Consider the following 26832-nt stretch of genomic DNA (forward strand, 5'->3'; position numbering starts at 1 on the left):
CCTCGCCCATTTATGGGAGAGGGGTCGGGGGAGAGGGCAAATGGTTCACGCTATCTTCCCTTTGACCATTGCGGTGGAAAACGCTTCGCGGTTTTCCACCCTACGAAAATCTATTCAGGAGAACCCCCATGAGTCTTGCCCAAGCCCAATGCGAAGCCTGCCGCGCCGATGCGCCGAAAGTGTCCGATGAAGAACTGGCCGAGCTGATCCGCGAGATCCCCGACTGGAACATCGAGGTGCGTGGCGATCATATGGAGTTGGAGCGCGTGTACCTGTTCAAGAACTTCCGCCATGCCCTGGCCTTTACCAATGCCGTTGGCGCCATCGCCGAAGAGGTTGGCCACCATCCGGCACTGCTCACCGAATGGGGCAAGGTCACCGTCACCTGGTGGAGCCACGAAATGCGCGGCCTGCACCGCAACGACTTCATCATGGCCGCGCGCACCGACGTGCTCGCCGCCAGCGCCGAGGGCCGCAAGTGAGTCACTTCGACCAGGTCGCCCGCGTACCGGGCGACCCCATCCTCAGCCTGATGGAAGCCTATCGCCTGGACAGCAACCCGGCGCGCCTGGACCTTGGCGTCGGCGTGTACAAGGACGCCCAGGGCCTGACGCCGATTCCGCGCGCGGTGAAACTGGCCGAGCAGCGCCTGATCGACCTCGAACAGACCAAGACCTATGTCGGTGGCCATGGCGACGCGGCGTTCGGCGAGCGCCTGAGCCAGCTCGTGCTGGGGGCCAACTCGCCGCTGCTGGCCGAGCAGCGCGCCGCTGCCACACAAACACCCGGTGGTACCGGTGCGCTGCGCCTGGTGGGCGATTTCATCCGCCACTGCCTGCCGGGACGCGGCATCTGGCTGAGCGATCCGACCTGGCCGATCCATGAAACCCTGTTCGCCGAAGCCGGGCTCAAGGTCGGCCACTATCCCTACGTCGGCGCCGACAACCGCCTCGACGTGGAAGCGATGATCGCGGCACTGGCCCACCTGCCCAAGGGCGACGTGGTGCTGCTGCATGCCTGCTGCCACAACCCCACCGGCTTCGATCTCACCCCGCGCGACTTCAAGCGCGTGCTGGAAGTGGTCAAAGCGCGCGAACTGCTGCCGCTGATCGACTTCGCCTACCAGGGCTTTGGCGACGGCCTGGAGGAGGATGCCTGGGCCGTGCGCCTGTTCGCCGCCGAACTGCCGGAGCTGTTGATCACCAGCTCCTGCTCGAAGAACTTCGGCCTTTATCGCGAGCGCACCGGCGCCCTGATCGTCTGCGCCGGCAACGCCGAGAAACTCATCGACATCCGCAGCCAGCTGGCCTCCATCGCCCGCAACCTGTGGTCGACCCCGCCCGCCCATGGCGCTGCAGTGGTGGCGCAGATCCTCGGCGACGACGAGCTGAAAGGCCTCTGGCTGGACGAACTGGAAAGTATGCGTCTGCGCGTGGCCAGCCTGCGCCGTGGCCTGGTCGAAGCACTTGCGCCGCACGGGCTGAACGAGCGTTTCGCGCATATCGCCGAACAGCGCGGCATGTTCTCCTACACCGGGCTGTCGCCGCTGCAGGTGCAACGCCTGCGCGAGGAGTTCAGCGTGTACATGGTCGGCAGCGGCCGCGCCAACGTCGCCGGGCTGGATGGCAACCGGCTGGATCAACTGGCTGCAGCCATTGCCCGAGTCTGCGTGAACTGAAACAGGCAGGCGGCGGGCCTTTATCACCTGCCGCCTGTCCTCTTCCCGGCTATGGTGCGGCCTTCGCGTGGCAAGCGAGGCACCATGATCGGGCAATTTTTACCGCAGAAAAATTGACCCACCGTTTATCATTAAAAATAACACTTTAAAATCAATTACTTACAAGCGAAACGCAAATATCATGGCGTGCTTCGTGCTTGCCATGAGGGGCACAGTTCCCTAGGGTAGTTCGCATGTGGTCTCTCATTGCCCCTATCAGTTCACTGCTGAGCGGGGTCGCGTTACTCCTGCTTGGCAATGGTCTGCTCAACACCCTACTGACCCTGCGTGGCGTCGCCGAAGGCTACTCCACCACGATGCTCGGCCTGATAATGTCCGGGTACTTCGTCGGGTTCCTCCTCGGCACCTGGCTGGCGACGCCGCTGGTCAGGCGCATCGGGCACATTCGCGCGTTCGCCTGTTGCGCCGCCCTGGCCGCCATCGCTGCCCTGCTCCATTTGCTGTTGATCGATCCCTGGGTCTGGCTGCTGTTACGCGTGCTCTATGGCCTGGGGCTGGTGACGCTGTACATGGTCATCGAGAGCTGGCTCAACGCCCAGGCACCCAACGAGAAACGCGGCCAGGTATTCGCCGTGTACATGGCGGTCAACCTCGGCGCCCTGGCGCTGGCACAGCAACTGCTGCATCTGGCCGACCCGGTGCAATTCACCCTGTTCGCCATCGCCGCCATCTTGATCAGCGCCGCGCTGATGCCCATCACGCTCACCCGCCAGGCACAACCGACACTGCCCGAGTCGCCGCCGACCAACCTGCGCCAACTGTGGCGGATCGCCCCGCTGGCGATCATCGCCGCTGGCCTGTCAGGCCTGGCGATGGGTGGCTTCTGGGGAATGGCGCCGGTCTATGCCAGCCTTGCCGGCTTCGATACGTCCGGAGTCGGCCTGCTGATGACCGCCACCATTCTCGGCGGCGCGCTGCTGCAATGGCCCATCGGCATCTATTCGGATCGCCGCGACCGGCGCCAGGTGCTGCTCTGGGTGGTGGTGCTGGCGGTCGTCCTTGCGCTGATCATGAGCCTGCTGCCGGCAGGGCCCCTGCTACTCGGCGCGATCTTCATCTGGGGCGGCCTGGCCTTCGCCATCTACCCTATCGCCGTAGCGCAGCTGATCGACCAGTTGCACGCAGACGAGATTCTCTCCGGCTCCGCCAGCCTGCTGATGGTCAATGGCATCGGCTCGGTGTGCGGGCCGTTGCTGGCCGGCGTGTTGATGGAACAACTGGGCGCCAGCGCGCTGCCGCTGTACTTCGCCAGCACCCTCGGCCTGCTGGCTGCCTACACCTTTTACCGGCTGCGCCATGTCAGCGATTTGGTCAGCGGCGACGCCGCGCATTTCGTGCCGATGCTACGCACCAGCCCCACGGTGCTGGAGCTGATGCCCGATGCGCCAGCGCAAGACCAAGAAGCCACGGAGGAACCTTTCCCCCACGCCTCCTGAACACCTAAGGATGGCTGTTTCGGCAAGGCCCCGAGCCTACCCCAAGCAGCCAGAACCCGGCCGGTCGGCCGCCCGTCATCGACGCGCACCGCATTGGCCACTTCTGGAGAAACACGATGCTATTAGCCACCGACCTGGATGGAACCTTTCTCGCCGGCGATCCCGAAGACCGCCTGAGCCTCTACCAGACCATCGCCGCCCACCCCGAGATCAAGCTCGCCTACGTCACCGGGCGCAGCCTGGAAGCGGTGCTGCCGCTGCTGGCCGACCCGACGCTGCCGCAGCCGGACTATATCGTCGCCGACGTCGGCGCGACCCTGGTGCATGGCGACAGCCTGCAACCGATCCAGCCGCTGCAGAGCGTGGTCGATGCACGCTGGCCTGGCGAAACCCAGGTGGCCAGCGCCATCGAGCCGTTCGGCCTGGAGCGCCAGGACGTGCCGCAGGCACGCCGCTGCTCCTACTTCTGCACGCCTGAGCAGGCGGCAAACCCGGCGCTAGGCGAGATCGCCGATGAACTGGGCTGCGACCTGCTTTACTCCGCCGAGCTGTACCTGGATTTTTTGCCCAAAGGCGTGAACAAGGGCAGCAGCCTGCAGGCCCTGGCCGACTGGCTGGAGCTGGACCATGATCAGGTGCTGGCGGCCGGCGATACGCTCAATGATTTGTCCATGCTCAGCGCCAACTTCCACGGCGTGTGCGTCGGCCAGTCGGAAGCTGCGCTGCTGGAAGCCACGCGCAGCCATTCGCGCACCCTGCACGCCGTCCGCCCAGGCTGCGGCGGGATTCTCGAGGCCTTCGCCCATTTCGGTTTTCTCGGCGAGCACGGCATCGCTGCCGAACGGCGCCAGGCCGCCCAGCCGGGCAAGGCCGAGCTGGTGATGGTCTACCATCGCCTGCCTTATGAGGAATACCGAGGCGCCGATGGCAAGTTGCAGCGCCGCCGTCCCACCTCGCCCAACGGCATCATCCCCACCCTGCTCAGCTTCTTCGGTGACGGCCAGCCCGGCTCCTGGGTCGCCTGGGCCGTGCACGAGGACGGCGACGAGCCGTTCGACAGCCACACCACGGTGGACGCCGAGCGCTATCCCAAGCTCACCGCCGCGCGGGTCAAGCTGAGCAAGGAGGATGTGGACATCTTCTACAAGCGCTTCTCCAAGGAAGCCTTCTGGCCCACCCTGCACACCTTCTGGGAGCGCGCCACCTTCAACGAAGACGACTGGCTGGTGTTCCTAAAGGTCAACCGCGCCTTCGCCGAACGCACCGCGCTGGAAGCCGCCGAGGGCGCCATCGTCTGGTTGCACGACTACAACCTGTGGATGGTGCCGGCCTACCTGCGCGAGCTGCGCCCGGATCTTCGCATCGCCTTCTTCCACCACACCTACTTCCCCTCGGCCGACGTGTTCAATGTGCTGCCCTGGCGCCGGCAGATCATTGGCAGCCTGCTGCAATGCGACTACATCGGTTTCCATATCCCGCGTCAGGTGGAGAACTTCGTCGACGTCGCCCGCGGTGTGTTCCCACTCAAGACCCTGGAACGGCAGAGCTGCGCCCCGCGCTTCATCACCTATGGTTGCGCCGTGGGCCTGGAGCGCATGACCACGGCGCTGGATACCGGTACACGCCAGGTCAAGCTCGGCGCACACCCGGTAGGCCTCGACATCGACCGCGTGCGCAACGCATTGGAGGCACCGAAGATCAAGGAACTGATGGGCCAGCTGCGCGAAGAGATGAAGGGCGTGAAGCTGATTCTCGCGGTCGAGCGCCTCGATTACACCAAAGGCATTCTGGAAAAGCTCAACGCCTATGAGCGCCTGCTCGACGACAACCCCGAGCTGCTCGGCAAGGTCACCCTGGTCACCGTGTGCGTGCCGGCAGCACGCGAAATGACGGTATACGACGAGCTGCAGACGCAAATCGAACAGGCCGTGGGGCGCATCAACGGACGCTTCGCCCGCGTCGGCTGGACACCGCTGCAGTTCTTCTTCCGCAGCCTGCCGTTCGAGGAAGTCAGCGCCTGGTACGCCATGGCCGACGTCATGTGGATCACCCCACTGCGTGACGGCCTCAACCTGGTGGCCAAGGAGTTCGTCGCCGCGCAAGGCCTGCTGGGCGGGCGCGGTGTACTGGTGCTGTCGGAGTTCGCCGGTGCAGCGGCTGAGCTCAAGGGCGCGTTGCTGACCAATCCGCACGACCCGGCCGACCTGGCGCAGACCTGCTACCTGGCGCTGAACCTGCCCAAGAGCGAGGCCCAGGCGCGTCTGCGCGAGCTGTTCGATATCGTTTGCTTCAACGACATCCGCCGTTGGGGCGAGGACTTCCTCGCCGGCGTGCAGGTAGAGGAAGAGCGCGAACCGCTGACGCTGGTGGGCTGAAAAACAGCGTTCGCGGCTGAAGCCGCTCCTACAGACTAATAGTTGGGTAGGAGCGGCTTCAGCCGCGAAGCCACCCGATCCCACTTTTCACCGAACTACATCCGCGCCAGCCCGTAGGGCGGGTGAAACCCGCCACCATCTCTGGCGGGTTGCACCCGCCCTACATGGAGCAAAGCCTGTTGGAGCGGCTGGGCGGCATTCCGTTTCAGCCGCGAACGAGAGCCCGCGGATCGCATCCGGGCTACGCTCAAGGCTCGCTATCAGCCCTGCTGGCTATCGATCACGCAATTGATCATCCACGGCACGCCGAAGCGGTCGGTGAGCATGGCGAAGCGGGTCGCCCAGAAGGTGGCCTGCAGCTCCATCTGCACCTCGCCACCGGCCGACAGCGCTTCGTAAAGGCGCTCGGCCTCCGGCACATTATCCACCTGCAGGGAAATCGAGCAGCCCTTGATCCCCTCGTGCGGATACTGCGGGATGGTGTCCGAGGCCATCAGGACCTGGTCACCCGCCGTCAGGCACACATGCATCACCCGGTCGTGAAACTCCGGCAGTACCTCGCCAGCATCAGGGCTTTCGCCGAAGCGCATCAGCTCCAGCTTGCCGCCCAGCAGCTCGGCATAGAAATTGAAGGCTTCCTCGCACTGGCCGTCGAACATCAGATAGGCATGTATCTTCATCGTTACTCTCCTTGGTCTTCTTTGCTGATGCGCGCGCGAATACGGTCTTCCTGCTCACGCAGCTCGGGGGTGAACTCGGCGCCGAAATCCTCGGCCTCGAAAATCTGCCGAATCTCGATATCGGATTCGCCAGGCATGGGGTTGGGGCAACGCTTGACCCAATCGATGCAGGCCTGCAGTGACTCACACTGAAAGATCCAGAAACCGGCAACCAGCTCTTTGGTCTCCATGAACGGACCATCGATCACCGTGCGCTGCGCCCCGGAAAACCGTACCCGCGCGCCCTTGCTGCTGGGGTGCAGCCCCTCGCCGGCCAGCATCACGCCAGCGGCAGCCAACTCCTCGTTGTAACGGCCCATGGCCGTCAGCAACTCCTCATTGGGCATCACGCCGGCTTCTGAATCGGCAGTCGCCTTGACAATCACCATGAAACGCATCGCCTTTCTCCTTGTTCGAGTCGAAGTCGCGCGCAGGGTGCCTCCCTACGGCTGACAGTGAACCCAGGGCGGGGTTCTATGCAGTAGTCGAACGGGTGAAGAGAGAATCGACAGACGATGAAAGATTTGTGCCGGGTCGCCAGATACGACCCGCGGCGCGGATGCGTCGCGCGGCGCCTCAGGGAGCGCGCCGCGCGGGCAGGATCAAACGCGGAAGCGGCTGACCAGCAGTTGCAGCTGGCCGCCCAGGCGCGCCAGCTCGGCCGAGGATTTGGCCGTCTCGTCACTGGCCGTGGCGGTCTGTTCTGCCACGTCGCGCACATTGATGATGCTGCGGCCGATCTCTTCGGCCACGGCGCCCTGCTGCTCAGCCGCGGCGGCGATCTGCTGGTTCATCGACTGGATGTTGGAGACTTTCTGGTTGATGCTCGCCAGCGAGTCACCCGCCTTGCGCGCACGCTCCACGCTGCCCTCGGTCAGCACTTGGCTTTCCTGCAGCACACCGGCCACCTGCTGGGTACCGCGTTGCAGCGCACCAATTAGGCTTTCGATCTCTTCGGTGGACTGCTGGGTACGCCGTGCCAGATTACGCACTTCGTCCGCCACCACAGCGAAACCACGCCCGGCCTCACCGGCCCGCGCCGCTTCGATGGCCGCATTGAGCGCCAGCAGGTTGGTCTGGTCAGCCACGGCCTTGATCACGTCCATGACGCTGCCGATCTTGTCGCTTTCCTGCTGCAACTGGTGCATGGCCTGATTGGAGCGGGACATTTCCGCAGCCAGCTCTTCGATCTGCTTGATCGCTTCAGCTACCACCTGGTCGCCCTGATAGGCCTCGCGGTCCGCATCCGACGCCGCCAGCGAGGCCTGCTCGGCGTTGCGCGCCACCTCCTGCACCGTGGCCGACATCTCCTGCATGGCCGTGGCCACCTGGTCGGTCTCCAGCTTCTGGCTGTTGACCCCGGCGCTGGTCTGCTCGGTCACTGCCGACAATTCCTCGGCGGCACTGGCGATCTGACTGACGCTGTCACGGATGCCGCTGATCAGTTCACGCAAGGCGTTACCCATACGCTGCACACCTTGCTGCAGCGCACCGATTTCATCGCGACGCGTGACCTGCAAGCTCTGGGTGAGGTCACCTGCGGCGATGCGCTCGACAGCATTGAGGGTGTCCTTCAACGGGCCGGTAATCTGCCGGGTAATGACCCACGCCGCCAGCACACTGCAAAGCAGGGCCAGTAACGTGGCGCTGATTTGCAGGGTGCGGGCGCTGGCGCTCTCACTGTCGCGGCGGGTCATCTGGATCTGCGTCAGCTCGGCGCTGGCATTGACGATCCGATAGCCCTGTTCGGTCATTTCCTTGCGGGCCACAGCCACACTTTCATTCGCGGACTTGAACGCCAGTAGCGCGTTACGATAATCGCTCAGAGCACCCTCGGCGCGGTTGATACGCTCAAGATGCTCACCGGCGAAACGCTCGCGGAACTGGCCAAGGGCTGCCAGGCTCGCATCGATCTGCGTCATGGCGGTACGCTCGGTTTCCGCAGTGGCGTTGAAGATGTAGCCCCTCACGTGGTAACGCACCACCTGCCAGTCGTCCTTGATCTTGGCGATGGCCTGAAACTGTGCGAACCGGCTTTCATCGTAGTCCGGCAGGGCCACCACCGCGGCACTGATCTCATCGAGCGTTTGCCCGACATTGCCGCCGCTGCTCACCATGCCCTGACGCGCATCGTTGATCCCACGGTAGGCGGCACGCATGGCGTTCAGGGAAATCTGGTAGGCCTTGATCTCGCTCTCCTGCATTTTCAGCAGGCGCACGTTCTCCGGACTTTTGAAGGTAGACAGAACCTGCTGGTGCTGAGCGGAGAATTCATCCAGAGTTTTCTGTACGTTCTGGGCAATCTGCTCATCACCATTGGCGAGCATGTACTGCAGGCGCACCACGCGCAGGTTGGTCAACGAATCGCTCAATCGACTGATATCGCTCATCCAGTCGCTGCGCTGTATAAGGCTGCCCAGGCTGGACCAGCCAGCCAGGGCCAGTGCCGCCGTCATGAGCAGGACAAGCGCAAAGCCGATGGCAAGCTTGTAGGTGACGCTGATGTTCGCAAACCAGCTTTTCATAAATTCTCCAACAGAATTGACCAATGCAAAGGGCTGGAGATTTATTGTTGTGGCCAGCGAGAAAAAGGCCGCGATTCTAGGGAACGGGCAGCAACGCTGCCAAGCTGGCCTGCCAGTAATTTGCCAGCCATCCGACGGGCTGCAGCCAGTTGCACCGACCCGTCAGCACCTCATGACAGACGATGGCGACAGTTTTCAGGCAAAGATGAGGATGTAACAAGGCGTGTAGCAGCCACTATCACGGCGTAGGTCTCGCCGGCAGGCTATTGAAGTGGTGCACGCCGTGCGCACCACTTTTACCGGATCAAACGCGGAAGCGGCTGACCATGCTTTGCAGCTGGCCACCCAGGCGCGCCAGCTCCACCGAGTTGGCGGCGGTTTCCTCGCTGGCAGCAGCGGTCTGCTCGGCCACGTCGCGCACGCTCAGTACGCTGCGGCCGATCTCTTCGGCGACCGCACCCTGCTGCTCGGCAGCCGCGGCGATCTGCTGATTCATCGACTGGATATTGGACACCTTCTGATTGATCACACCCAGCGCAACGCCAGCCTTGCGCGCCGATTCGACGCTGCCTTCGGTAAGGCTGCGGCTCTGGCCGAGCACCCCCGCCACCTCCTCGGTACCGCGCTGCAGAGCGCCGATCAGGCTTTCGATTTCTTCGGTGGACTGCTGCGTGCGCCGCGCCAGGCTACGCACTTCATCGGCAACGACAGCAAAACCGCGTCCTGCTTCGCCCGCACGCGCGGCCTCGATGGCTGCGTTGAGCGCCAGCAGGTTGGTCTGATCGGCCACGGCCTTGATCACGTCCATCACGCTGCCAATCTTCTCGCTTTCTTTCTGCAGCAGATTCATGGCGTCGGTGGAGCGCGCCATCTCGCCGGCCAGCGCCTCGATCTGGCCAATCGCCTCGGCCACGACGCGATCCCCCTGGTTCGCCTCGGCATCCGCGTCCGCCGCGGCGAGCGAGGCCTGCTCGGCATTGCGCGCCACCTCGTTGACCGTGGCCGACATCTCCTGCATGGCGGTCGCCACCTGATCGGTTTCCTGCTTCTGGCTGTTGACCCCGGCACTGGTCTGCTCCGTCACAGCCGAGAGCTGCTCGGCCGCGCTGGCAATCTGGCTGACGCTGTCGCTGATGCCACCGATCAGCTCACGCAGGGAGCGGCCCATACGCTGGACGCCTTGCTGCACCACGCCAATTTCGTCGCTACGGCTGGTTTCCGGCAGGTCGGTCAGGTCGCCCGAGGCGATGCGCTCGACCACCGCCAACGTCTCGCCAAGCGGGCGGGTGATCTGACGGATTATCACGATGGCTGCGCCAATGCCGACGAGCAGTGCTACCAGCGTGGCGATCAACTGTATGGATTTGGCTGACGAGCTGTCACTGTCGCGCTGCATGATCTGGTTGCGGATCAGCTCGTTACTCAGCCTGACGATTTCGTTACCGGCCTGGTCCAACTCGTCACGCGCCTTGAGCGCCGCAGTATTGGCCTGCTGGAAGGCCGCTACCACCGCCCGGTAGGTTTCGAAACCGCTTTGAATCGCCTTAACTTGCGTGGCGCTTTCACTGCCCATGGACAGCTCCAGCTGGACCAGACTGTCGGCCGTGCGCTGCACCTGTCGAGCCACGGCTGCTTCGGTGTCGGCGTTGACGTTGGCGGTGTAGCCACGTACCTCGTAGCGCATCAGCTGGATACCTTCACGGGCATCACGCATCGCGCGGTAGCGCACCTGGCGCTGCGGGTCGTACTCCGGCATACGCTCTATGCCGCCCTCGAGCGCCTCGATCTCGGCGAAGACGTCGCGTGCCAGCCCTCCCATTTCCTTGCGCGCCTGCGCCGCCTGCGCAAAGCCGGCTTTCATGGCCTTCAGCGAGGCCTGATAGTTGACGATCAGGCTATCCTGCTGCTTGAGCAGACCGATGTTCCCAGCCGATACGAAGTTACCGATGATGCGCTGGTGAGCCTCCCGGTATCGGTCGAGAGACTGCTGCATGGTCTCTCCACGCTCCTCGTCACCGTTGCTCATGACATAACGCACGCGGTCCACTCTCAGGGCGCTGAGCAGATCGTTGACTTGGTTGATCTCGACCACCCGCTGGCTGCGCTCGCTCATGCGGCTTATGCCGGTCCAGCCGCTGAAAGCGAGCACGAGAGTAAGAGACAGAATGAAGCCGAAGCTGAAAGCGAGTTTCAACCTAACGCTGACATTGCCGAGCCATTTGCTCATGAGAATTCTCCGTCCAAGGAAGAGGGATTGGGCATCCGCTGGAGAATTTTTCTTGTTGCCAGCCCGCTAGCCTTCAGCACTCACATAGAGTGACCAATTAGTCGACGATATCATGACGCCACTATTAAGTCATCATTCAACTAGATGACCAAATGACTGCCCTTGGACGAAAATGGCGTCACTTCAGCAATTGCAGGGCCTCTACGCTGCATCGCTGAATCTGCGCCCAATCACTGTTTTCCACCCATTCACGCTGGAACATCCAGGTGCCGCCGACGCACATGACGTTGGGCTGCGCCATGTAACCCTGCAGGTTGTCCGTCGTGATGCCACCAGTCGGGCAGAAACGCACGCCGCCGAAGGGGCCGGCGAGCGCCTTGAGCATCGCCACGCCGCCACAGACCTCTGCCGGAAACAGCTTGAAGCGGCGATAGCCCAGGGCGTAGCCGACCATCACATCGGACGCGCTGCTCACACCTGGCAGCAGCGGCAGCGGGTTGTCCAGCGCCGCCAGCAGCAATTCGCGCGCGCTCCCCGGCGTGACAATGAACTGCGCACCGGCATCAGTTGCGGCGGCGAGCATGCTCTCGTCCAGCACGGTGCCGGCGCCGACGCACAGCTCGGGACGCTCGGCACGCAGGCGACGAATTGCCTCCAGGCCGTGCTCCGAGCGCAGGGTCACCTCCAGCACGCGCAGGCCGCCGGCGGCCAGGGCGTCGGCCAACGGCAGGATGTCCGCCTCACGGGCGATAGTGATCACCGGCATGATCCGCGCCTGGGCGCAGATGCGGTCGATCTCGGCGATTTTGTCGGCCATGCGCGCGCGCTGGTCTTGGTCGAGGCTGGTCATGTCAGGGGCACCAATGGATTTCGAGAGGGGAATGCAGGAACGCGCGAATCGGCAGCTCGGAGGTTTCACCGGGCTGCAGCGCCGCGCTGAGTGTGTTCAGTTTCGCCTGGCCCTGGATCGCCAACAGCGGCAGGCGTGCGCTGGCCAGTATCGGCAGGGTCAGGGTCAGGCGCTGCGCCGGCTCGCTCGGCGCCAGCATCGGCAGCACACGGCGCGCACAAGCTGGCTGAAGCGCCTGGTGCAGATTGGGGCTGTGCGGGAACAGCGAGGCAGTGTGGCCGTCATCGCCCACGCCCAACACCAGCACGTCTATCGGTGCCAGTTCGGCGACCGCCGCATCAGCCAGCTCGGCTGCCTGTTCGAGGTTGCCAGCGACCTGATAAAGACCGAGAAAACGCGCCTCGGCGGCCGCGCCACGCAGCAGGTGACGACGCACCAGGGCCTCGTTGCTGCCCGCGTGATTGATCGGCACCCAGCGCTCGTCGGCCACGCTCACCAGCACCTGCGCCCACTGCACGTCCTGCTGCGCCAGCGCTTCGAAGAACGGCACCGGACTGCGCCCACCAGACACCACGAGCGTGGCCTGACCGCGACTGGCAATGGCTGCACGCAGCACATCGGCCACGCGCACCGCCATCGCCTGGGCCTGCTGTTCGGCACTGTCGTAGGGGCAGGCCTGTACGCCCTGCGGCAGTTTCAGTTCAGAGATCGCCATACCAGCTCCTGCCATCCCGAGTGATCAAGGCCACCGAGGCCATGGGGCCCCAGCTGCCGGCGGTGTAGGGTTTCGGCGCTTCGCCGAGGCGCTGCCAGCCGTCGATCAACTGATCGCACCACTGCCAGGCGTATTCGATCTCATCCTTGCGCACGAACAGGTTCTGGTTGCCGCGCATCACTTCCAGCAGCAGACGCTCGTAGGCATCGGGAATGCGCGCACTGCGGTAGGTATCGGAGAAACTCAGCTGCAGCGGGCCGCTGCGCAGCTGCATGCCCTTGTCCAGGCCCTGATCCTTGGTCAGCACCTGCAGGGCAATGCCCTCGTCCGGCTGCAGGCGGATGATCAGCTTGTTGCCGATCAGCTGGCGCTGCTCCGGGGCGAAGATGTAGTGCGGCGGCGCCTTGAAGTGGATGACGATCTGCGACAGTTTCTGCGGCATGCGCTTGCCGGTGCGCAGGTAGAACGGCACACCGGCCCATCGCCAGTTGCGGATGTCAGCACGCAGGGCGACGAAGGTTTCTGTGTCGCTCTGGGTATTGGAATTCTCTTCCTCCAGATAGCCCGGCACCGGCCGTCCATCGCTGCTGCCGGCGACATATTGGCCGCGCACCACGCGCTGGCCGAGCTGCTCGACGCTGATCGGCTCCAGCGCCTTGAGCACCTTGACCTTCTCGTCGCGGATGCTGTCGGCGGACAGATCGCTGGGCGGGTCCATGGCGATCAGGCAGAGCAGCTGCAGCAGGTGGTTCTGGATCATGTCGCGCAACTGCCCGGCCTGATCGAAGTAACCCCAGCGACCCTCGATGCCGACCTTCTCGGCCACCGTGATTTCCACGTGGGAGATGTGGTTCTGGTTCCACTGGGTCTCGAACAGGCTGTTGGCGAAGCGCAGGGCGATGAGGTTCTGCACCGTTTCCTTGCCCAGGTAGTGGTCGATGCGATAGACGCGATTCTCCGGGAACACCTGGGCCACGGCATCGTTGACCGCACGCGAGGACGAGAGGTCATGGCCGATCGGCTTTTCCAGTACCACCCGCGTACCTTCGGCCAGCCCCACGGCATCCAGGTTGGCGCAGATGCCGCCATACACCGAGGCCGGCGTGGCGAAGTAGGCGATCAACTGATCCTGAGGGATGACATGCTCGAGCAGCGCGGCGTAGTCCTCGGCCTTGAGAAAATCCATCGTCAGGTAGTTCAGCCGCGCAAGGAAGCGCGCCAGGTCGGGTTCCGTCAGCTCCTTCGCCGGTACGTACAGGCGCAACGCCTGCTCGATAGCAAGCAGATGCCGACTCGGCTCACCGCCATCACGGGCCAGAGCCAGGATGCGCGTGCCATCGTGCAGCAAACCGGCGCGATCGAGCTGATAAAGCGCGGGAAATAGCTTGCGCAAAGCCAGATCGCCCAGCGCGCCGAACAAGGCCAAGGTGCAGGATTCGAGTTTCATCGCAGGCATGAGTTTGTTCTTTTATCAAGATGAACTAGAAATACCGGGTGATACTGCATTTATCAAGAAAAAATGTTGTCATAGCAACAACATTTTCTATAACCACTGATAAGCCAGTGGTGGCCCGAGGGCAGCATCAGTAGGATAGGTCGGCCGCTTGGCTGCCGATCGCCTGCTGCCGAGCCCGTCAAACCTGCTGTTAGGAGCCCCTATGGACCGAGTGCGCAACCTGCTGGAACAGATCCAGAGCCGCCTGGACGACCTGAACAAGGCCGAACGCAAGGTCGCCGAAGTGATTCTGCATGACCCGCAGCAGGCCACTCGTTTCAGTATCGCTGCACTGGCACAGGCGGCCGGTGTCAGCGAGCCTACGGTCAACCGCTTCTGCCGTTCCTTCGGCGCCAACGGCTACCCCGAGCTGAAGATGCAGCTGGCGCAAAGCTTGGCCAGCGGCGCCGCCTACGTCAGCCGCGCAGTGTCCGCCGACGACGGTCCCGAGGCCTACACCCGGAAGATCTTTGGCAGCACCATCGCGTCGCTGGATAGCGCGTGCCAGAGCCTCGACCCACAGCACGTCAGCCGCGCGGTCGACCTGCTGATCCAGGCGCGGCAGATCCACTTCTTCGGCCTCGGCGCCTCAGCCTCGGTAGCGCTGGATGCGCAGCACAAGTTCTTTCGCTTCAACCTCGCCGTCTCGGCCCACTCCGACGTGCTGATGCAGCGCATGATCGCCTCGGTGGCCCACACCGGCGATCTGTTCGTGATCATTTCCTACACCGGACGCACCCGCGAGCTGGTGGAGGTGGCGCGCCTGGCGCGTGAGAATGGCGCTTCTGTCCTCGGACTGACCGCCGCCGGCTCGCCGCTGGCCAAGACCAGCACCCTGAGCCTGGACATTCCGCTGCCGGAAGACACCGACATCTACATGCCAATGACTTCACGCATCATTCAACTCACCGTACTCGACGTACTCGCCACCGGCGTCACCCTACGCCGTGGCGTGGACTTCCAGCCGCACCTGCGCAAGATCAAGGAAAGCCTGACCGCCAGCCGCTATCCGGCGGATGAAGAGTCGCTGTAGAGATTCGGACAAGGCATCTGCGCGCAGGTTGCGCCGATGATGTCTGAGCCCGCCCGCATTGTGCCGTTCAGGCAAATTGCGTCGCTTCTGATAGGCTTGCCGGCTTTCCCGAAAAGCCCAGGCCTCATTCCATGCAAGCACTGATCGCCCTCAGCCGTTTCATCGGCAACACCTTCGCCGTCTGGGTGTTGCTGTTCGCCGTCATGGCCTTCTTCCAACCCAGCTGGTTCCTGCCGCTGACCGCCTGGATCGTCCCGCTGCTCGGGCTGATCATGTTCGGCATGGGCCTGACCCTGAAGGGCGCAGACTTCCATGAAGTTGCTCGCCGCCCGCTGGCGGTGCTGCTGGGGGTGCTGGCGCAGTTCAGCATCATGCCACTGGTGGCCTGGGTGCTGTGCCAGGCATTCGCCCTGCCACCTGAGATTGCCGTGGGCGTGATTCTGGTGGGCTGCTGCCCCGGCGGCACCGCCTCCAACGTGATCACCTGGTTCGCCCGTGGCGACCTGGCGCTGTCGGTATCGATCACCGCCGTCACCACCTTGCTCGCCCCGCTCGTCACCCCGGCACTGATCTGGCTGCTGGCCTCGGAATGGCTGCCGGTGTCGTTCGGCGCCATGTTCATTTCCATCCTCAAGATGGTGCTGCTGCCCATCGCCCTCGGCCTGATCGCCCAGCGTCTGCTTGGCGAGCGAGTAAAAACCGCCGTCGAGGTACTGCCGCTGATTTCCGTGGTGAGCATCGTCGCCATCGTCGCCGCAGTGGTCGCGGCCAGCCAGGGCAAGATCGCCGAATCCGGCCTGCTGATCATGGCCGTGGTGATCCTGCACAACGGCATCGGCCTGGGCCTGGGGTATCTCGCCGGGCGCCTGTTCGGCATGTCGCTGGCGCAGCGCAAGACGCTGTCCATCGAAGTCGGCATGCAGAACTCCGGCCTCGGTGCCGCGCTGGCCAGCGCACACTTCAGCCCGCTGGCCGCCGTGCCCAGCGCTCTGTTCAGCGTCTGGCACAACCTGTCCGGCCCGCTGCTTGCGACCCTCTACCGGCGCATGGGCCAGGATGGCAAACAAAGCACCGGCTGATTGAGTGCCGCACGCCAATCCGGGCGCCTTGCCCCGGACACGCCGATATGCACAATAACGGTGCGCGCGAGGACGACCTCCACACCCTGAGCCCAGGGTGGCTCATCCGGGGACGGCCCCTTCAGCCACGGAGGTAACCATGTCCTGGATCATCCTGTTTCTCGCCGGTCTGTTCGAGGTCGGCTGGGCCATCGGCCTGAAATACACCGAAGGCTTCACCCGCCCCCTGCCAACGGTGCTGACCGTCTGCGCCATGCTGGTCAGCCTCGGCCTGCTGGGCCTGGCCATGAAGGAGCTGCCGCTGGGCACCGCCTACGCCATCTGGACCGGCGTCGGCGCCGTGGGTACGGTGATCGCCGGCATCATCCTGTTCGGCGAGTCGATGGCACTACTGCGCCTGGCCAGCGTGGCGATGATCGTCTGCGGGTTGGTCGGGCTCAAGTTGAGCCACTGAGAAAGCCGGAATCCAGCCATGTGGGAGGGGCTTTAGCCGCGACGCTTTCGCCGCTGCGACTGCATGGATGCAGGGAGCGAAACAGAATGCCCGAGCCGAAAGCCCCTCCCACAAGCTCAACGCCAATCCCCGCGCAACTCGGCCACCTGCGCCTGCAGCACGTCACGCTTGGCCTGCTCCGGCGCAACCGGCGCGCCAGCCACCAGGCACACCCGCGACCACAGGCGTTTGAACAATCCCTTGTGCGGATCGCGACTGAAGAAACTACCCCACAATCCCTGCAGCGCCATCGGAATCACCGGCACCGGGTTCTCTTCGAGAATACGCTCGACCCCGGCCCTGAACTCATCGATCTCGCCATCCCCACTCAGCTTGCCTTCTGGAAAGATGCACACCAGCTCGCCGTTACGCAGGTACTCGGCGATCTTCTTGAACGCCGCGTCGTAGATCAGCAGGTCCTCGCTGCGCCCGGCGATCGGCACGGTGCCGGCGGTGCGGAAGACGAAATTGAGCACCGGCAGATCATAGATCTTGTAGTACATGACGAAGCGCACCGGCCGGCGGATTGCACCACCGATCAGCAGCGCATCGACGAAAGACACGTGGTTGCACACCAGCACCGCCGGGCCTTCATCCGGAATCACGCCCAGGTTCTTGTGCTCGACGCGGTACATCGAATGCCCCAGCAGCCAGATGAGAAAGCGCATGCTGAACTCGGGGACGATCTTGAAGATGTAGCTGTTGACCGCGATGTTCATCAGCGACACCACCAGAAACAGCTGCGGAATCGACAGGCCGGCGACGCTCAGGAACAGGATCGCGGCGATGGCCGAGGCGACCATGAACAACGCATTGAGGATGTTGTTCGCCGCGATTACCCGCGCCCGCTCGTGCTCGGCGGTGCGCGACTGGATCAGCGCGTACAGCGGCACGATGTAAAAACCACCGAACAGGCCGATGCCGAGAATGCAGCCGAGAATCCACCAGGCCTGGCCATGGCCCAGCAGCGCCAGCCAGTCATGCGGCGTGGCGCCCTGCGGGAAGCCGCCAGAGAACCACCACAGCAACATACCGAACAGGGTCAGACCGATGGAGCCGAACGGCACCAGCCCGATCTCCACCTTGTGCCCGCTCATGCGCTCGCAGAGCATCGAGCCCAGGCCGATCCCCAGCGAGAACACGGTGAGAATCAGCGTCACCACGCTTTCGTCGCCGTACAGCCACTCCTTGGCGTAGGCCGGGATCTGCGTCAGGTAGATCGCGCCGAGAAACCAGAACCAGGAGTTGCCCACCAGCGAGCGTGAAACCGCCGGGCGCTGGCCCAGGCCAAGTTTGAGGATCGCCCAGGACTGGCGAAAGATGTTCCAGTCCAGCGGCAGTTCCGGCATAGCCGCCGAAGCCTTGGGAATGCCATGGCTGGCCAGGTAACCGAGCAGCGCCACACCGACCACCGAGCCGGCGACGATGGGCGCATAGCTGCTGCTGGCCATCATGATTCCGGCGCCAATGGTGCCGGCCAGGATTGCCAGGAAGGTGCCCATCTCCACCAAGGCGTTGCCGCCCACCAGCTCCTCTTCCTTCAAGTGCTGCGGCAGTATCGAATACTTCACCGGGCCGAACAGCGCCGACTGCGTGCCCATGGCGAACAGCACCGCGAGCATCAGCGGCAGGCTGTCCAGCAGCACCCCGGCAGCGCCGGTGAGCATGATCAGGATCTCGGCAGCCTTGATCTTGCGGATCAACGAATCCTTGGCAAACTTCTCGCCAAACTGGCCGCCGAGCGCGGAGAACAGAAAGAACGGCAGGATGAACAGCAAGGCGCAGAGATTGACCAGCAGATCGCGGTCGACGCCCGTGTTGAGCTTGAACAGGATGGCGAGAATCAGCGACTGCTTGAAGATGTTGTCGTTGAAGGCGCCGAGCAATTGCGTCACGAAAAACGGCAGGAAGCGCTTCTTGCCGAGCAGAGCGAATTGCGATTGTTGGGTCATCGTCCATGGTCCTCGCGGGAGTCGGTTTTTGCCCGCACAGGCATTTGACTGCAAATCGCCCCACGAAAGCCACAGGGCAAATGCGAACGCCTTGGCTAAAGCCACTTCGTGGGAAGTGATGCTGTTCATCTAAGGCTGCGTGCGCTTAGCCCCCTCTCCCATCCATGGGAGAGGGGCTGGGGGAGAGGACCGAACAGCAGCAAAACCGCCGGCTTCTCCTATTCGAACGCGGCCCGCCCTTCCCCCAAAGAGGCCAGGGGACTAATCGCGCTCCACCACTTTTATATGAACAACATTTACCTTTGTGGGAGGGGCTTTCGGCTCGGGCATCCTGCTTCGCTCTACCTCCTGCATCCATGCAGTCGTAGCCGCGATGCTTTCGCCGCTGAAGCGCCTCCCACGTCCGACGACCTCGGTCCAGTGGGGTGTGCCAAACGCAGCGCAAAAAAAAACGGCAGCCCAATCGGGCTACCGTTCTCGAACTCGGAGAAAACGTCAGTGCCCTCGCACTGACTACAACCTCACCTGCACTCCCTGGGGGAATGCCAGCGCAGTCTGACAAAAGCCAGGCACAGCGTCCGTTTAGCTTTGTTAACTGCCTGCAAAGAAATGTAAACGGCGGATGACTGCACGGTCCGCGGCGCGGCACAATCGCGCCCATGAACGTCTACCACCCGGCCTGCTGCAGCCCCCTCGACGATTACGACCTGCTACCGCGCCCACTCGCCGGGGCGCAGTTGATCAGCACGCGCTTCGACCCCGCCCTGCTCGCCGAAGACGACCTCGCCCGCTGCGGTATTCCGCCCGTGCGCGGCGTGGCCAAGCGTCAGGCCGAATACATGGCCGGGCGCCTGTGTGCGCGCGAGGCGCTGCGCCGCGTGACCGGCCAGGCCAGCGTGCCGGCAGCGGGTGAAGACCGCGCGCCGCAGTGGCCGCGTGGCGTGGTCGGCTCCATTACCCATGGCAACAACTGGGCTGCTGCGCTGGTCGCGCCTGAAGATCGATGGCGCGCCCTGGGCCTGGACATCGAGCGCCTGCTACCGGCCGAACGCGCCCAGCGTCTGCAGGGCGAAATCCTCACCCCCGCCGAACTGCAACGCCTGCACGGCCTCGATGAGAATGCCCGCGCCGCACGTATCAGCCTGACCTTCTCGATCAAGGAAAGCCTGTTCAAGGCGCTCTACCCGCTGACCCTGACACGCTTCTATTTCCAGGACGCCGAGCTGCTGGACATCGATAAGGACAGCGCGCGCCTGCGCCTGCTGATCGACCTGAACGAGGACTGGCGCGCGGGCAGCGAGCTGGACGGGCAATTCGCCCTGTTCGACAACAAGGTGCTGAGCCTGGTGGCGGTGGCGGCGTAATCATGCATCGCCTCACCATGGCTAGCTCGGTGCGCACGCCCCCTACAGAACAGGCGGCGGTCGCGGCGTAGCCCGGATGAAATCCGGGAACAGGTGGCCGGCCAGCCCCGGATTGCATCCGGGCTACAGAGCTGGTCGCGTTCGACCGATTCTTTATCAACAGCATTACGCCAAGTGCGGGCTTTTTGGTTCCGGGCCGGCGCGCTTCATCGGCGCATGGTGCGCTCGAGCGGACGGTGATGGTGCGCTTGTAGCTGCTGCCCCTTGTGGCAGCGTGCACTGTGGGAGCGGACTTGTCCGCGAACGGGGCGGATTAGAAACATCGCGGCCAAGGCCGCTCCCACAGTTTCATAGCCCGGATGAAAATCCGGGGATGATGCAGAAATCACCGCGGATTGCAGCCGGGCTGCGGGCTGCAGCGCTACGCCGACGCCTACTCGCCCTGGCGCCGCGGCCACACCAGGCTGAAGCGCGCGCCGCCGAGGCTGTCGCTGCGGCCGATCTGCGCGCGGCCGCCGTGCCAGTAGATGATCCTGCGCACGATGGACAGGCCCAGGCCATGACCACCGGATGCGCGCGTGCGGCTGTCGTCGAGGCGCAGGAAAGGACTGAACAGACGTTCCCAGGCTTCTTCCGGCACGCCCGGCCCGTCATCCTCGACGTCGATGCGGCAACGCTTGTAGCCGACCTGGCAACTGATCAGCACCCGCCCTTCGGCATAACGCATGGCGTTGCTCACCAGATTCTGCAACGCCCGATGCAGGTAGCGCGGCTCGGCCTCGACCCAGCAGGCGCCCTCGGCCTGCACGCTAAGCGCCGCACCGCATTCCACGCGCACCTTGTTGCTCAGCGGTGCCAGCTCGTCGATCACCTGGTCGATCAGCGCCTTGAGCTCCACCTGCTGGAAATTCAGCGCCGGCGAGCCCTGCTCCAGGCGCGCGTAGGTCAGCATCTCGTCGACCAGCTTGTCGAGGTCCTGGATATCGCTGTCCATGCCATCCATATATTTGCGCCGGGCACTTTCGTTGGGCGCATCGGCGATCATTTCCAGGCCGAAACGCAGCCGCGCCACCGGCGTGCGCAACTCGTGGGACACCGCTCGTACCAGCTCACGCTGGGTACTCAGGGACGTCTGCAGATGCTCGGCCATGGCATTGAAGCTGCTGGCAAGGCGCCCCACCGAGTCCGCGCCGCGCGTCGGCACGCGCGCATCCAGGCGGCCGCTGGCGATATGCGTGGCAGCGCTTTCCAGCGCACGCAGGCGCTGCTCCAGCGAGCGCACCAGCAGGTAGACGATCAAGCCGATCAGGCTCAGGCCCAGCGCGCCGATCAGCACCAGCAGCTGCGGCGGATAGGGGTTCATCTGGTACAGCGGGCCGATCTCCAGCACCCAGGGGGTATCGACGATGCCGGAGAACACGTAGATGGAGTCGCCGCCCTTGCCCAGCGCCATCACCGTATCGCCCTCGTCGATGCGGCGGCGCTGATCGGGGTCGACGGTGGCGTCCTCGAGCCGCACCAGCTGCAGATCGAAGCCAAACTGCTTGGCCTCCTTCAGCTCGGCCAGGCGCTGCGGCTGCTCATGCACCGGGTAGCGCACCAGCTCGTCGATCAGCAGGTAGTTGGTGGCCCGCGCCAGCTGCTCGCTGATCTGCTGGATCTCGCCGGTCAGCAGCAGCGGCTGCGTGCCGTCGAGCAGGCCGTAGACCTTGGCCGAGTGCGGGCCGGTCTGCTGCACCAGCACGTGGCCGCGTTGCAGCCGGTTGCGCTCGCTGCTCTCCAGCGCCACGTCGCTCAGCGCCTGCAGCTCCAGCGGGATGCCGAGCAGGCGCGACCACACCACCAGGGCGCGCTTACGCTCCACTGCGTTCATCGGCAGCAGGTTGTCCGCCATCAGGCGGAAGGTGCCGCGCGCCAGGCCTTCGCGGTACTGATCGCCGCGCACTTCGTTGACCAGATGCAGCGTGCCGACGCCCAGCAGCGCCACCAGCACCAGCGCGGCGAGCATGCCGCCGTAGATACGCAGGAAGATCGAGTTCATGGCCGCCCGATCAATCGCGCAGAAGCGGTGCATCACCGAAGGGCAGCGCTTCGGCGGCCTCGGCGACGAACAGATAGCCCTTGCTGCGCACCGTCTTGATCATCCGCGGATGCATCGGGTCGTCACCGATCTTCGGGCGGATGCGCGAGATGCGCACGTCGATGGAGCGGTCCTGGCCGTCGTACTCTATGCCTCGCAGGGAATTGAAGATTTCCTCGCGCGACAGGATGCGCCCGGCATTGACCGCCAGCAGCCACAACAGGTCGAACTCGGCGCTGGTCAGCTCGATACCCTGCTCGCCCAGCCAGGCCTCGCGCATGGCACTGTCGATGGCCAGGGCACCGAATTGCAGGCGCCGCGCCTGGCTCTCGTCACGCTCGCTCTCGCCCCCCTCGCGGCGGCGCAGCAGCGCGCGAATGCGCGCTAGCAACACGCGCGGGCGCACCGGCTTGCACACGTAGTCATCGGCGCCCATCTCCAGGCCCAGCACCTGGTCCATGTCGTCGGTGCGCGCGGTGAGCATGAGAATCGGCCCCTTGTAGCCGCCGCGCACCTTGCGGCAGATGCTCAGGCCGTCTTCACCCGGCAGCATCAGGTCGAGAATCACCAGGTCCGGCTGCTCGGCGAGAATTCGCGCCGCCGCACGGGCGCCGTCGGCCTCGATGGCAACGCGCAGGCCGTTGCCCTCCAGATACTCGCGGGTCAACTGCGCCAGGCGCTGGTCATCCTCGACAATCAGAATCTGCCACGCTTCTTGTTCCACACCTATCCCCTTCGCATACCGGCAAGCGCCGCAAATACCGCAGCCATTCTAGGGGCTGTGTGCGTCTCGGCGCGAGCGGCAAACCCGCTGCCCGAGCCTGACCGTCTCGTCAAGCACAGCACATGCCAAAAGCACTATATATAGTGGTAGTCTGTGCGCCGCAGAACAGCTTCGCCAACTCGCTGAAATCCCGCTCTTAGGCGCGACGAACGGTCATCAGCAGCCAGAGCCAGAGAACATGCGGGCTACGCCGCCGGCACCCACAAGACACTCACACCTTATCCACAGGTTGTTCCTTTTCCAGTGCCTTGCAATGCCTCCAACAGCGCACTATCTTGTATCCCCATCGCGCAGCACCCACCAGATATTGGGTTGCCACAGAAAACCGGACACAAAAAGAACGAATCGCGCAAGCCCTTTTCACAGGGTTTTCCAGATGTTCCGGCCAATCGTTTCGCCCTAACCCAGGCCCGGCCTGGGTTACAGCCACGCCGCAACGCTCGACGTTACGCGTGAGCCGGTCAGGCAGCGGTCTTGTCCGCCAGTCGACCACTATATGTAGTAGGCGGGGCGTGGTAATGCCCCGCTGTGACTTATGCGCCAGGACGGCACTTGAAGTCGTGCCCACCCTGCCAGCTATTGCGACACCCGTACCCGGCCCCGCTGCCGCGTGCGGCTCAGTTGTTAGCAGACCGTTGAAAAACGTAGGCGAGGCAGGCAAGACAAGGCAAAAACGACCGAAAAAGCGCAGTTTACGTGCTGTAAATGAGCATTTTGAGGTCGTTTTTAACGCAGGATTGCCAACGCAGGTAGTTTTTCAACGGCCTGCTAATGGAATGAACGGCGGACAGGGCACAGTTTCTAATCGTGACGTCCAACCAAAAATTACAGAACACGGAGATCTCCATGCATACCGACACTACTCGCGAGAACCCGCAGGCCGTGGCGCCGCAGGCCGCTGAATCCTCCCAGGATCTGGCTGCCACCGCGCCCGGCCAACTGCGTGTGATCAAGCGCAACGGCACTGTCGTCCCCTACACCGATGACAAGATCACCGTCGCCATCACCAAGGCCTTCCTTGCAGTAGAAGGCGGCACCGCTGCCGCTTCGTCGCGTATCCATGACACCGTCGCGCGTCTGACCGAGCAGGTCACCGCCACCTTCAAGCGCCGCATGCCGTCCGGCGGCACCATCCACATCGAAGAAATCCAGGACCAGGTCGAACTGGCCCTGATGCGCGCCGGCGAGCAGAAAGTCGCCCGCGACTACGTGATCTACCGCGAAGCCCAGGCCAGCAAGCGCAAGGCCAGTGCCGGCAGCGAAATCGCCCAGCCGCACCCGAGCATCCGCATCACCACCGCCGCTGGCGAAGTACAGCCGCTGGACATGGGCCGCCTGCAGACCATCATCACGGAGGCCTGCGAAGGCCTGGCCGAAGTCGACGGCGGTCTGATCGAGCGCGAAACCCTGAAGAACCTGTACGACGGCGTGGCCGAGAAGGACGTCAACACCGCCCTGGTGATGACTGCCCGTACCCTGGTCGAGCGTGAGCCGAACTACAGCTACGTCACCGCCCGCCTGCTGATGGACAACATCCGCGCCGAGGCCCTGAGCTTCCTCAGCATCGCTGGCAGCGCCACTCACCACGAGATGGCCGACCTGTATGCCAAGGCCCTGCCCGCCTACGTCGACAAGGGCGTGGAGTTCGAGCTGCTGGACGCCAAGCTGAAGGAGTTCGATCTGGAGAAACTGGGCCGCGCCATCAACCACGAGCGCGACCAGCAGTTCACCTACCTCGGCCTGCAGACCCTGTACGACCGCTACTTCATCCACAAGGACGGCATCCGTTTCGAACTGCCGCAGGTGTTCTTCATGCGCGTGGCCATGGGCCTGGCCATCGAAGAGCCGAAGAACCGCGAAGATCGCGCCATCGAGTTCTACAACCTGCTGTCCTCGTTCGACTACATGGCGTCCACACCGACCCTGTTCAACGCCGGCACCCTGCGTCCGCAGCTGTCCTCCTGCTACCTGACCACCGTGCCGGACGACCTGTCGGGCATCTACGGCGCCATCCACGACAACGCCATGCTGAGCAAATTCGCCGGCGGCCTGGGCAACGACTGGACCCCGGTGCGCGCGCTGGGCTCCTACATCAAGGGCACCAACGGCAAGTCCCAGGGCGTCGTGCCGTTCCTCAAAGTGGTCAACGACACCGCAGTGGCGGTCAACCAGGGCGGCAAGCGCAAGGGCGCCGTGTGCGCCTACCTGGAAACCTGGCACATGGACATCGAGGAATTCCTCGAGCTGCGCAAGAACACCGGTGACGACCGTCGTCGTACCCACGACATGAACACCGCCAACTGGATTCCGGACCTGTTCATGAAGCGCGTCTTCGAAGACGGCAAGTGGACCCTGTTCAGCCCGTCCGAAGTACCGGACCTGCACGACCTGACCGGCAAGGCCTTCGAAGAGCGCTACGAGTACTACGAAGCCCTGATCGAGTACGGCAAGATCAAGCTGTACAAGACCATCCAGGCCAAGGACCTGTGGCGCAAGATGCTCTCGATGCTGTTCGAGACCGGCCACCCGTGGCTGACCTTCAAGGACCCGTGCAACCTGCGCAGCCCGCAGCAGCACGTGGGCGTGGTACACAGCTCCAACCTGTGCACCGAGATCACCCTGAACACCAACAAGGACGAGATCGCGGTCTGCAACCTGGGCTCGGTCAACCTGGTCAACCACATCGTCGACGGCAAGCTGGACATCGAGAAACTCGGTCGCACCGTCAAGACCGCTGTGCGCATGCTCGATAACGTCATCGACATCAACTACTACAGCGTGGATCAGGCACGTAACTCCAACTTCAAGCACCGTCCGGTCGGCCTCGGCCTGATGGGCTTCCAGGACGCCCTGTACCTGCAGCACATCGCCTACGGCTCCGACGCGGCCATCGAGTTCGCCGACAAGTCGATGGAAGCCATCAGCTACTACGCTATCCAGGCGTCCTGTGACCTGGCCGACGAGCGCGGCAGCTACAGCACCTTCGAAGGCTCGCTGTGGAGCAAGGGCATCCTGCCGCTGGACTCGCAGCAACTGCTGATCGAAGCCCGTGGCCAGAAGTACATCGACGTCGACCTGTCCGAATCGCTGGACTGGGCGCCGATCCGCGAGCGCGTGAAGAAAGGTATTCGCAACTCGAACATCATGGCCATCGCGCCGACCGCGACCATCTCCAACATCATTGGCGTGTCGCAGTCCATCGAGCCGACCTACCAGAACCTGTACGTGAAATCGAACCTCTCCGGCGAATTCACCGTGATCAACCCCTACCTGGTGCGCGACCTGAAAAACCGCGGCCTGTGGGACCCGGTCATGGTCAACGACCTGAAGTACTACGACGGTTCCGTGCAGCAGATCGAGCGCATCCCGCAGGATCTGAAAGACCTGTACGCCACCGCGTTCGAAGTGGAAACCAAGTGGATCGTCGACGCCGCCAGCCGTCGCCAGAAGTGGATCGACCAGGCTCAGTCGCTGAACCTGTACATCGCCGGCGCCTCGGGCAAGAAGCTGGACGTGACCTACCGCATGGCCTGGTACCGTGGCCTGAAAACCACCTACTACCTCCGTGCCCTGGCCGCTACCAGCACCGAGAAATCCACCATCAACACCGGCAAGCTCAACGCAGTATCCGCTGGTGGTGACGAAGGCTTCTCGGCCAAGGCCCAGGCGCCTGCCCAGCAGGCCGCCCCGGCGCCGGCACCGGTTCCCAAGGCCTGTGCCATCGACGAACCCGACTGCGAAGCGTGCCAGTAAGGCTTTCGCGCGTATCTGAGCGGCGCCCGCGTCGTTGCCCGGTAGGCCGGCCCCCATCACGTACTGAAGTACGCTCAGGGGCTCCGACCTACCAGGCGCCTAGCGCTCACTCGCTCAGCTACACGCTCGAAGGTCTGATGCAGTTCTAAAGCAAAGCAACAGTCAGTCCCCTCTCCCGCTTGCGGGAGACGACTGCAGGGATGCAGGAGGTAGG

At 63.7% G+C, this 26832-nt stretch carries 19 protein-coding genes; 9 read left to right on the forward strand and 10 right to left on the reverse strand.

Going from position 1 to position 26832, the window contains the following annotated elements:
* The first annotated feature begins 128 nt into the window (after window positions 1-128).
* From P3C50_RS08970 to ggpS, 4 genes are all read left to right on the forward strand, one after another.
* Entirely contained in the window at window positions 129-482 is a 354-nt protein-coding gene (locus P3C50_RS08970; RefSeq protein ID WP_024308976.1) for a 4a-hydroxytetrahydrobiopterin dehydratase, read from the forward strand.
* Window positions 479-1678, forward strand: a complete 1200-nt coding sequence (locus P3C50_RS08975) for an amino acid aminotransferase (RefSeq protein ID WP_275545734.1) — start codon at window positions 479-481, stop codon at window positions 1676-1678. Before P3C50_RS08970 ends, P3C50_RS08975 begins: the two co-directional genes overlap by 4 nt.
* A 233-nt stretch (window positions 1679-1911) precedes the next feature.
* Window positions 1912-3174 carry an MFS transporter gene (locus P3C50_RS08980; protein WP_197855305.1) on the forward strand — a complete coding sequence of 421 codons (1263 nt, stop codon included), beginning with the start codon at window positions 1912-1914 and terminating at the stop codon, window positions 3172-3174.
* Window positions 3175-3290: 116 nt separating this feature from the next.
* Window positions 3291-5549, forward strand: coding sequence for a glucosylglycerol-phosphate synthase (ggpS, locus tag P3C50_RS08985; protein WP_275545735.1), 2259 nt, complete (start codon window positions 3291-3293; stop codon window positions 5547-5549).
* Window positions 5550-5809: 260 nt separating this feature from the next.
* Here the strand turns inward: ggpS and P3C50_RS08990 are convergent, their stop codons facing one another.
* From P3C50_RS08990 to zwf, 7 genes are all read right to left on the reverse strand, one after another.
* Window positions 5810-6229, reverse strand: coding sequence for a VOC family protein (locus tag P3C50_RS08990; RefSeq protein ID WP_275545736.1), 420 nt, complete (start codon window positions 6227-6229; stop codon window positions 5810-5812).
* Between the two features lie 2 nt (window positions 6230-6231).
* On the reverse strand, window positions 6232-6666 hold the full coding sequence (locus P3C50_RS08995) for a YciI family protein (RefSeq protein WP_197855302.1): 435 nt from the start codon (window positions 6664-6666) through the stop codon (window positions 6232-6234).
* Window positions 6667-6870: 204 nt separating this feature from the next.
* Window positions 6871-8793: a methyl-accepting chemotaxis protein gene (locus P3C50_RS09000; protein ID WP_275545737.1), complete on the reverse strand. Its 1923-nt coding sequence runs from the start codon at window positions 8791-8793 to the stop codon at window positions 6871-6873.
* A 304-nt stretch (window positions 8794-9097) separates the two neighbouring features.
* Complete coding sequence (locus tag P3C50_RS09005) at window positions 9098-11020, reverse strand: HAMP domain-containing methyl-accepting chemotaxis protein (RefSeq protein ID WP_275545738.1); 1923 nt, start codon at window positions 11018-11020, stop codon at window positions 9098-9100.
* Window positions 11021-11198: 178 nt separating this feature from the next.
* Window positions 11199-11870: a bifunctional 4-hydroxy-2-oxoglutarate aldolase/2-dehydro-3-deoxy-phosphogluconate aldolase gene (locus P3C50_RS09010; protein WP_275545739.1), complete on the reverse strand. Its 672-nt coding sequence runs from the start codon at window positions 11868-11870 to the stop codon at window positions 11199-11201.
* 1 nt (window position 11871) lies between these two features.
* Window positions 11872-12585 carry a 6-phosphogluconolactonase gene (gene pgl / locus P3C50_RS09015; protein WP_275545740.1) on the reverse strand — a complete coding sequence of 238 codons (714 nt, stop codon included), beginning with the start codon at window positions 12583-12585 and terminating at the stop codon, window positions 11872-11874.
* Entirely contained in the window at window positions 12572-14041 is a 1470-nt protein-coding gene (gene zwf / locus P3C50_RS09020) for a glucose-6-phosphate dehydrogenase (RefSeq protein WP_275545741.1), read from the reverse strand. Before zwf ends, pgl begins: the two co-directional genes overlap by 14 nt.
* A 211-nt stretch (window positions 14042-14252) precedes the next feature.
* On the opposite strand from zwf, the gene P3C50_RS09025 reads away from it, so the two are divergent.
* The 3 genes from P3C50_RS09025 to sugE all read left to right on the forward strand — a co-directional run bounded on the left by P3C50_RS09025 (window position 14253) and on the right by sugE (window position 16646).
* The gene (locus P3C50_RS09025) at window positions 14253-15113 is read left to right on the forward strand and encodes a MurR/RpiR family transcriptional regulator (protein ID WP_197856081.1); all 861 of its coding nucleotides are present in this window, start codon (window positions 14253-14255) and stop codon (window positions 15111-15113) included.
* A 131-nt stretch (window positions 15114-15244) separates the two neighbouring features.
* On the forward strand, window positions 15245-16192 hold the full coding sequence (locus P3C50_RS09030) for a bile acid:sodium symporter family protein (RefSeq protein ID WP_275545742.1): 948 nt from the start codon (window positions 15245-15247) through the stop codon (window positions 16190-16192).
* A 139-nt stretch (window positions 16193-16331) separates the two neighbouring features.
* Entirely contained in the window at window positions 16332-16646 is a 315-nt protein-coding gene (gene sugE, locus P3C50_RS09035) for a quaternary ammonium compound efflux SMR transporter SugE (RefSeq protein WP_275545743.1), read from the forward strand.
* 116 nt (window positions 16647-16762) lie between these two features.
* Here sugE and P3C50_RS09040 read toward each other — a convergent pair whose 3' ends face one another.
* A complete protein-coding gene (locus tag P3C50_RS09040; RefSeq protein ID WP_275545744.1) occupies window positions 16763-18637 on the reverse strand; it encodes an MFS transporter in 1875 nt (624 codons plus the stop codon).
* Between the two features lie 659 nt (window positions 18638-19296).
* Between P3C50_RS09040 and P3C50_RS09045 the strand changes: the two genes are divergently transcribed.
* A complete protein-coding gene (locus P3C50_RS09045) occupies window positions 19297-20001 on the forward strand; it encodes a 4'-phosphopantetheinyl transferase family protein (RefSeq protein WP_275545745.1) in 705 nt (234 codons plus the stop codon).
* 433 nt (window positions 20002-20434) lie between these two features.
* Here the strand turns inward: P3C50_RS09045 and P3C50_RS09050 are convergent, their stop codons facing one another.
* Both P3C50_RS09050 and P3C50_RS09055 read right to left on the reverse strand, forming a co-directional pair.
* Window positions 20435-22042, reverse strand: coding sequence for an ATP-binding protein (locus P3C50_RS09050; RefSeq protein WP_275545746.1), 1608 nt, complete (start codon window positions 22040-22042; stop codon window positions 20435-20437).
* A gap of 10 nt (window positions 22043-22052) precedes the next feature.
* Window positions 22053-22805 (reverse strand): response regulator, encoded by a 753-nt coding sequence (locus P3C50_RS09055; RefSeq protein ID WP_275545747.1) that lies wholly within the window; start codon window positions 22803-22805, stop codon window positions 22053-22055.
* 906 nt (window positions 22806-23711) lie between these two features.
* On the opposite strand from P3C50_RS09055, the gene P3C50_RS09060 reads away from it, so the two are divergent.
* Window positions 23712-26618, forward strand: coding sequence for a ribonucleoside-diphosphate reductase subunit alpha (locus P3C50_RS09060; protein ID WP_275545748.1), 2907 nt, complete (start codon window positions 23712-23714; stop codon window positions 26616-26618).
* Window positions 26619-26832 lie beyond the last annotated feature (214 nt).

The organism is Pseudomonas sp. Marseille-Q0931 (assembly GCF_940789645.1).
Lineage (GTDB): Bacteria > Pseudomonadota > Gammaproteobacteria > Pseudomonadales > Pseudomonadaceae > Aquipseudomonas.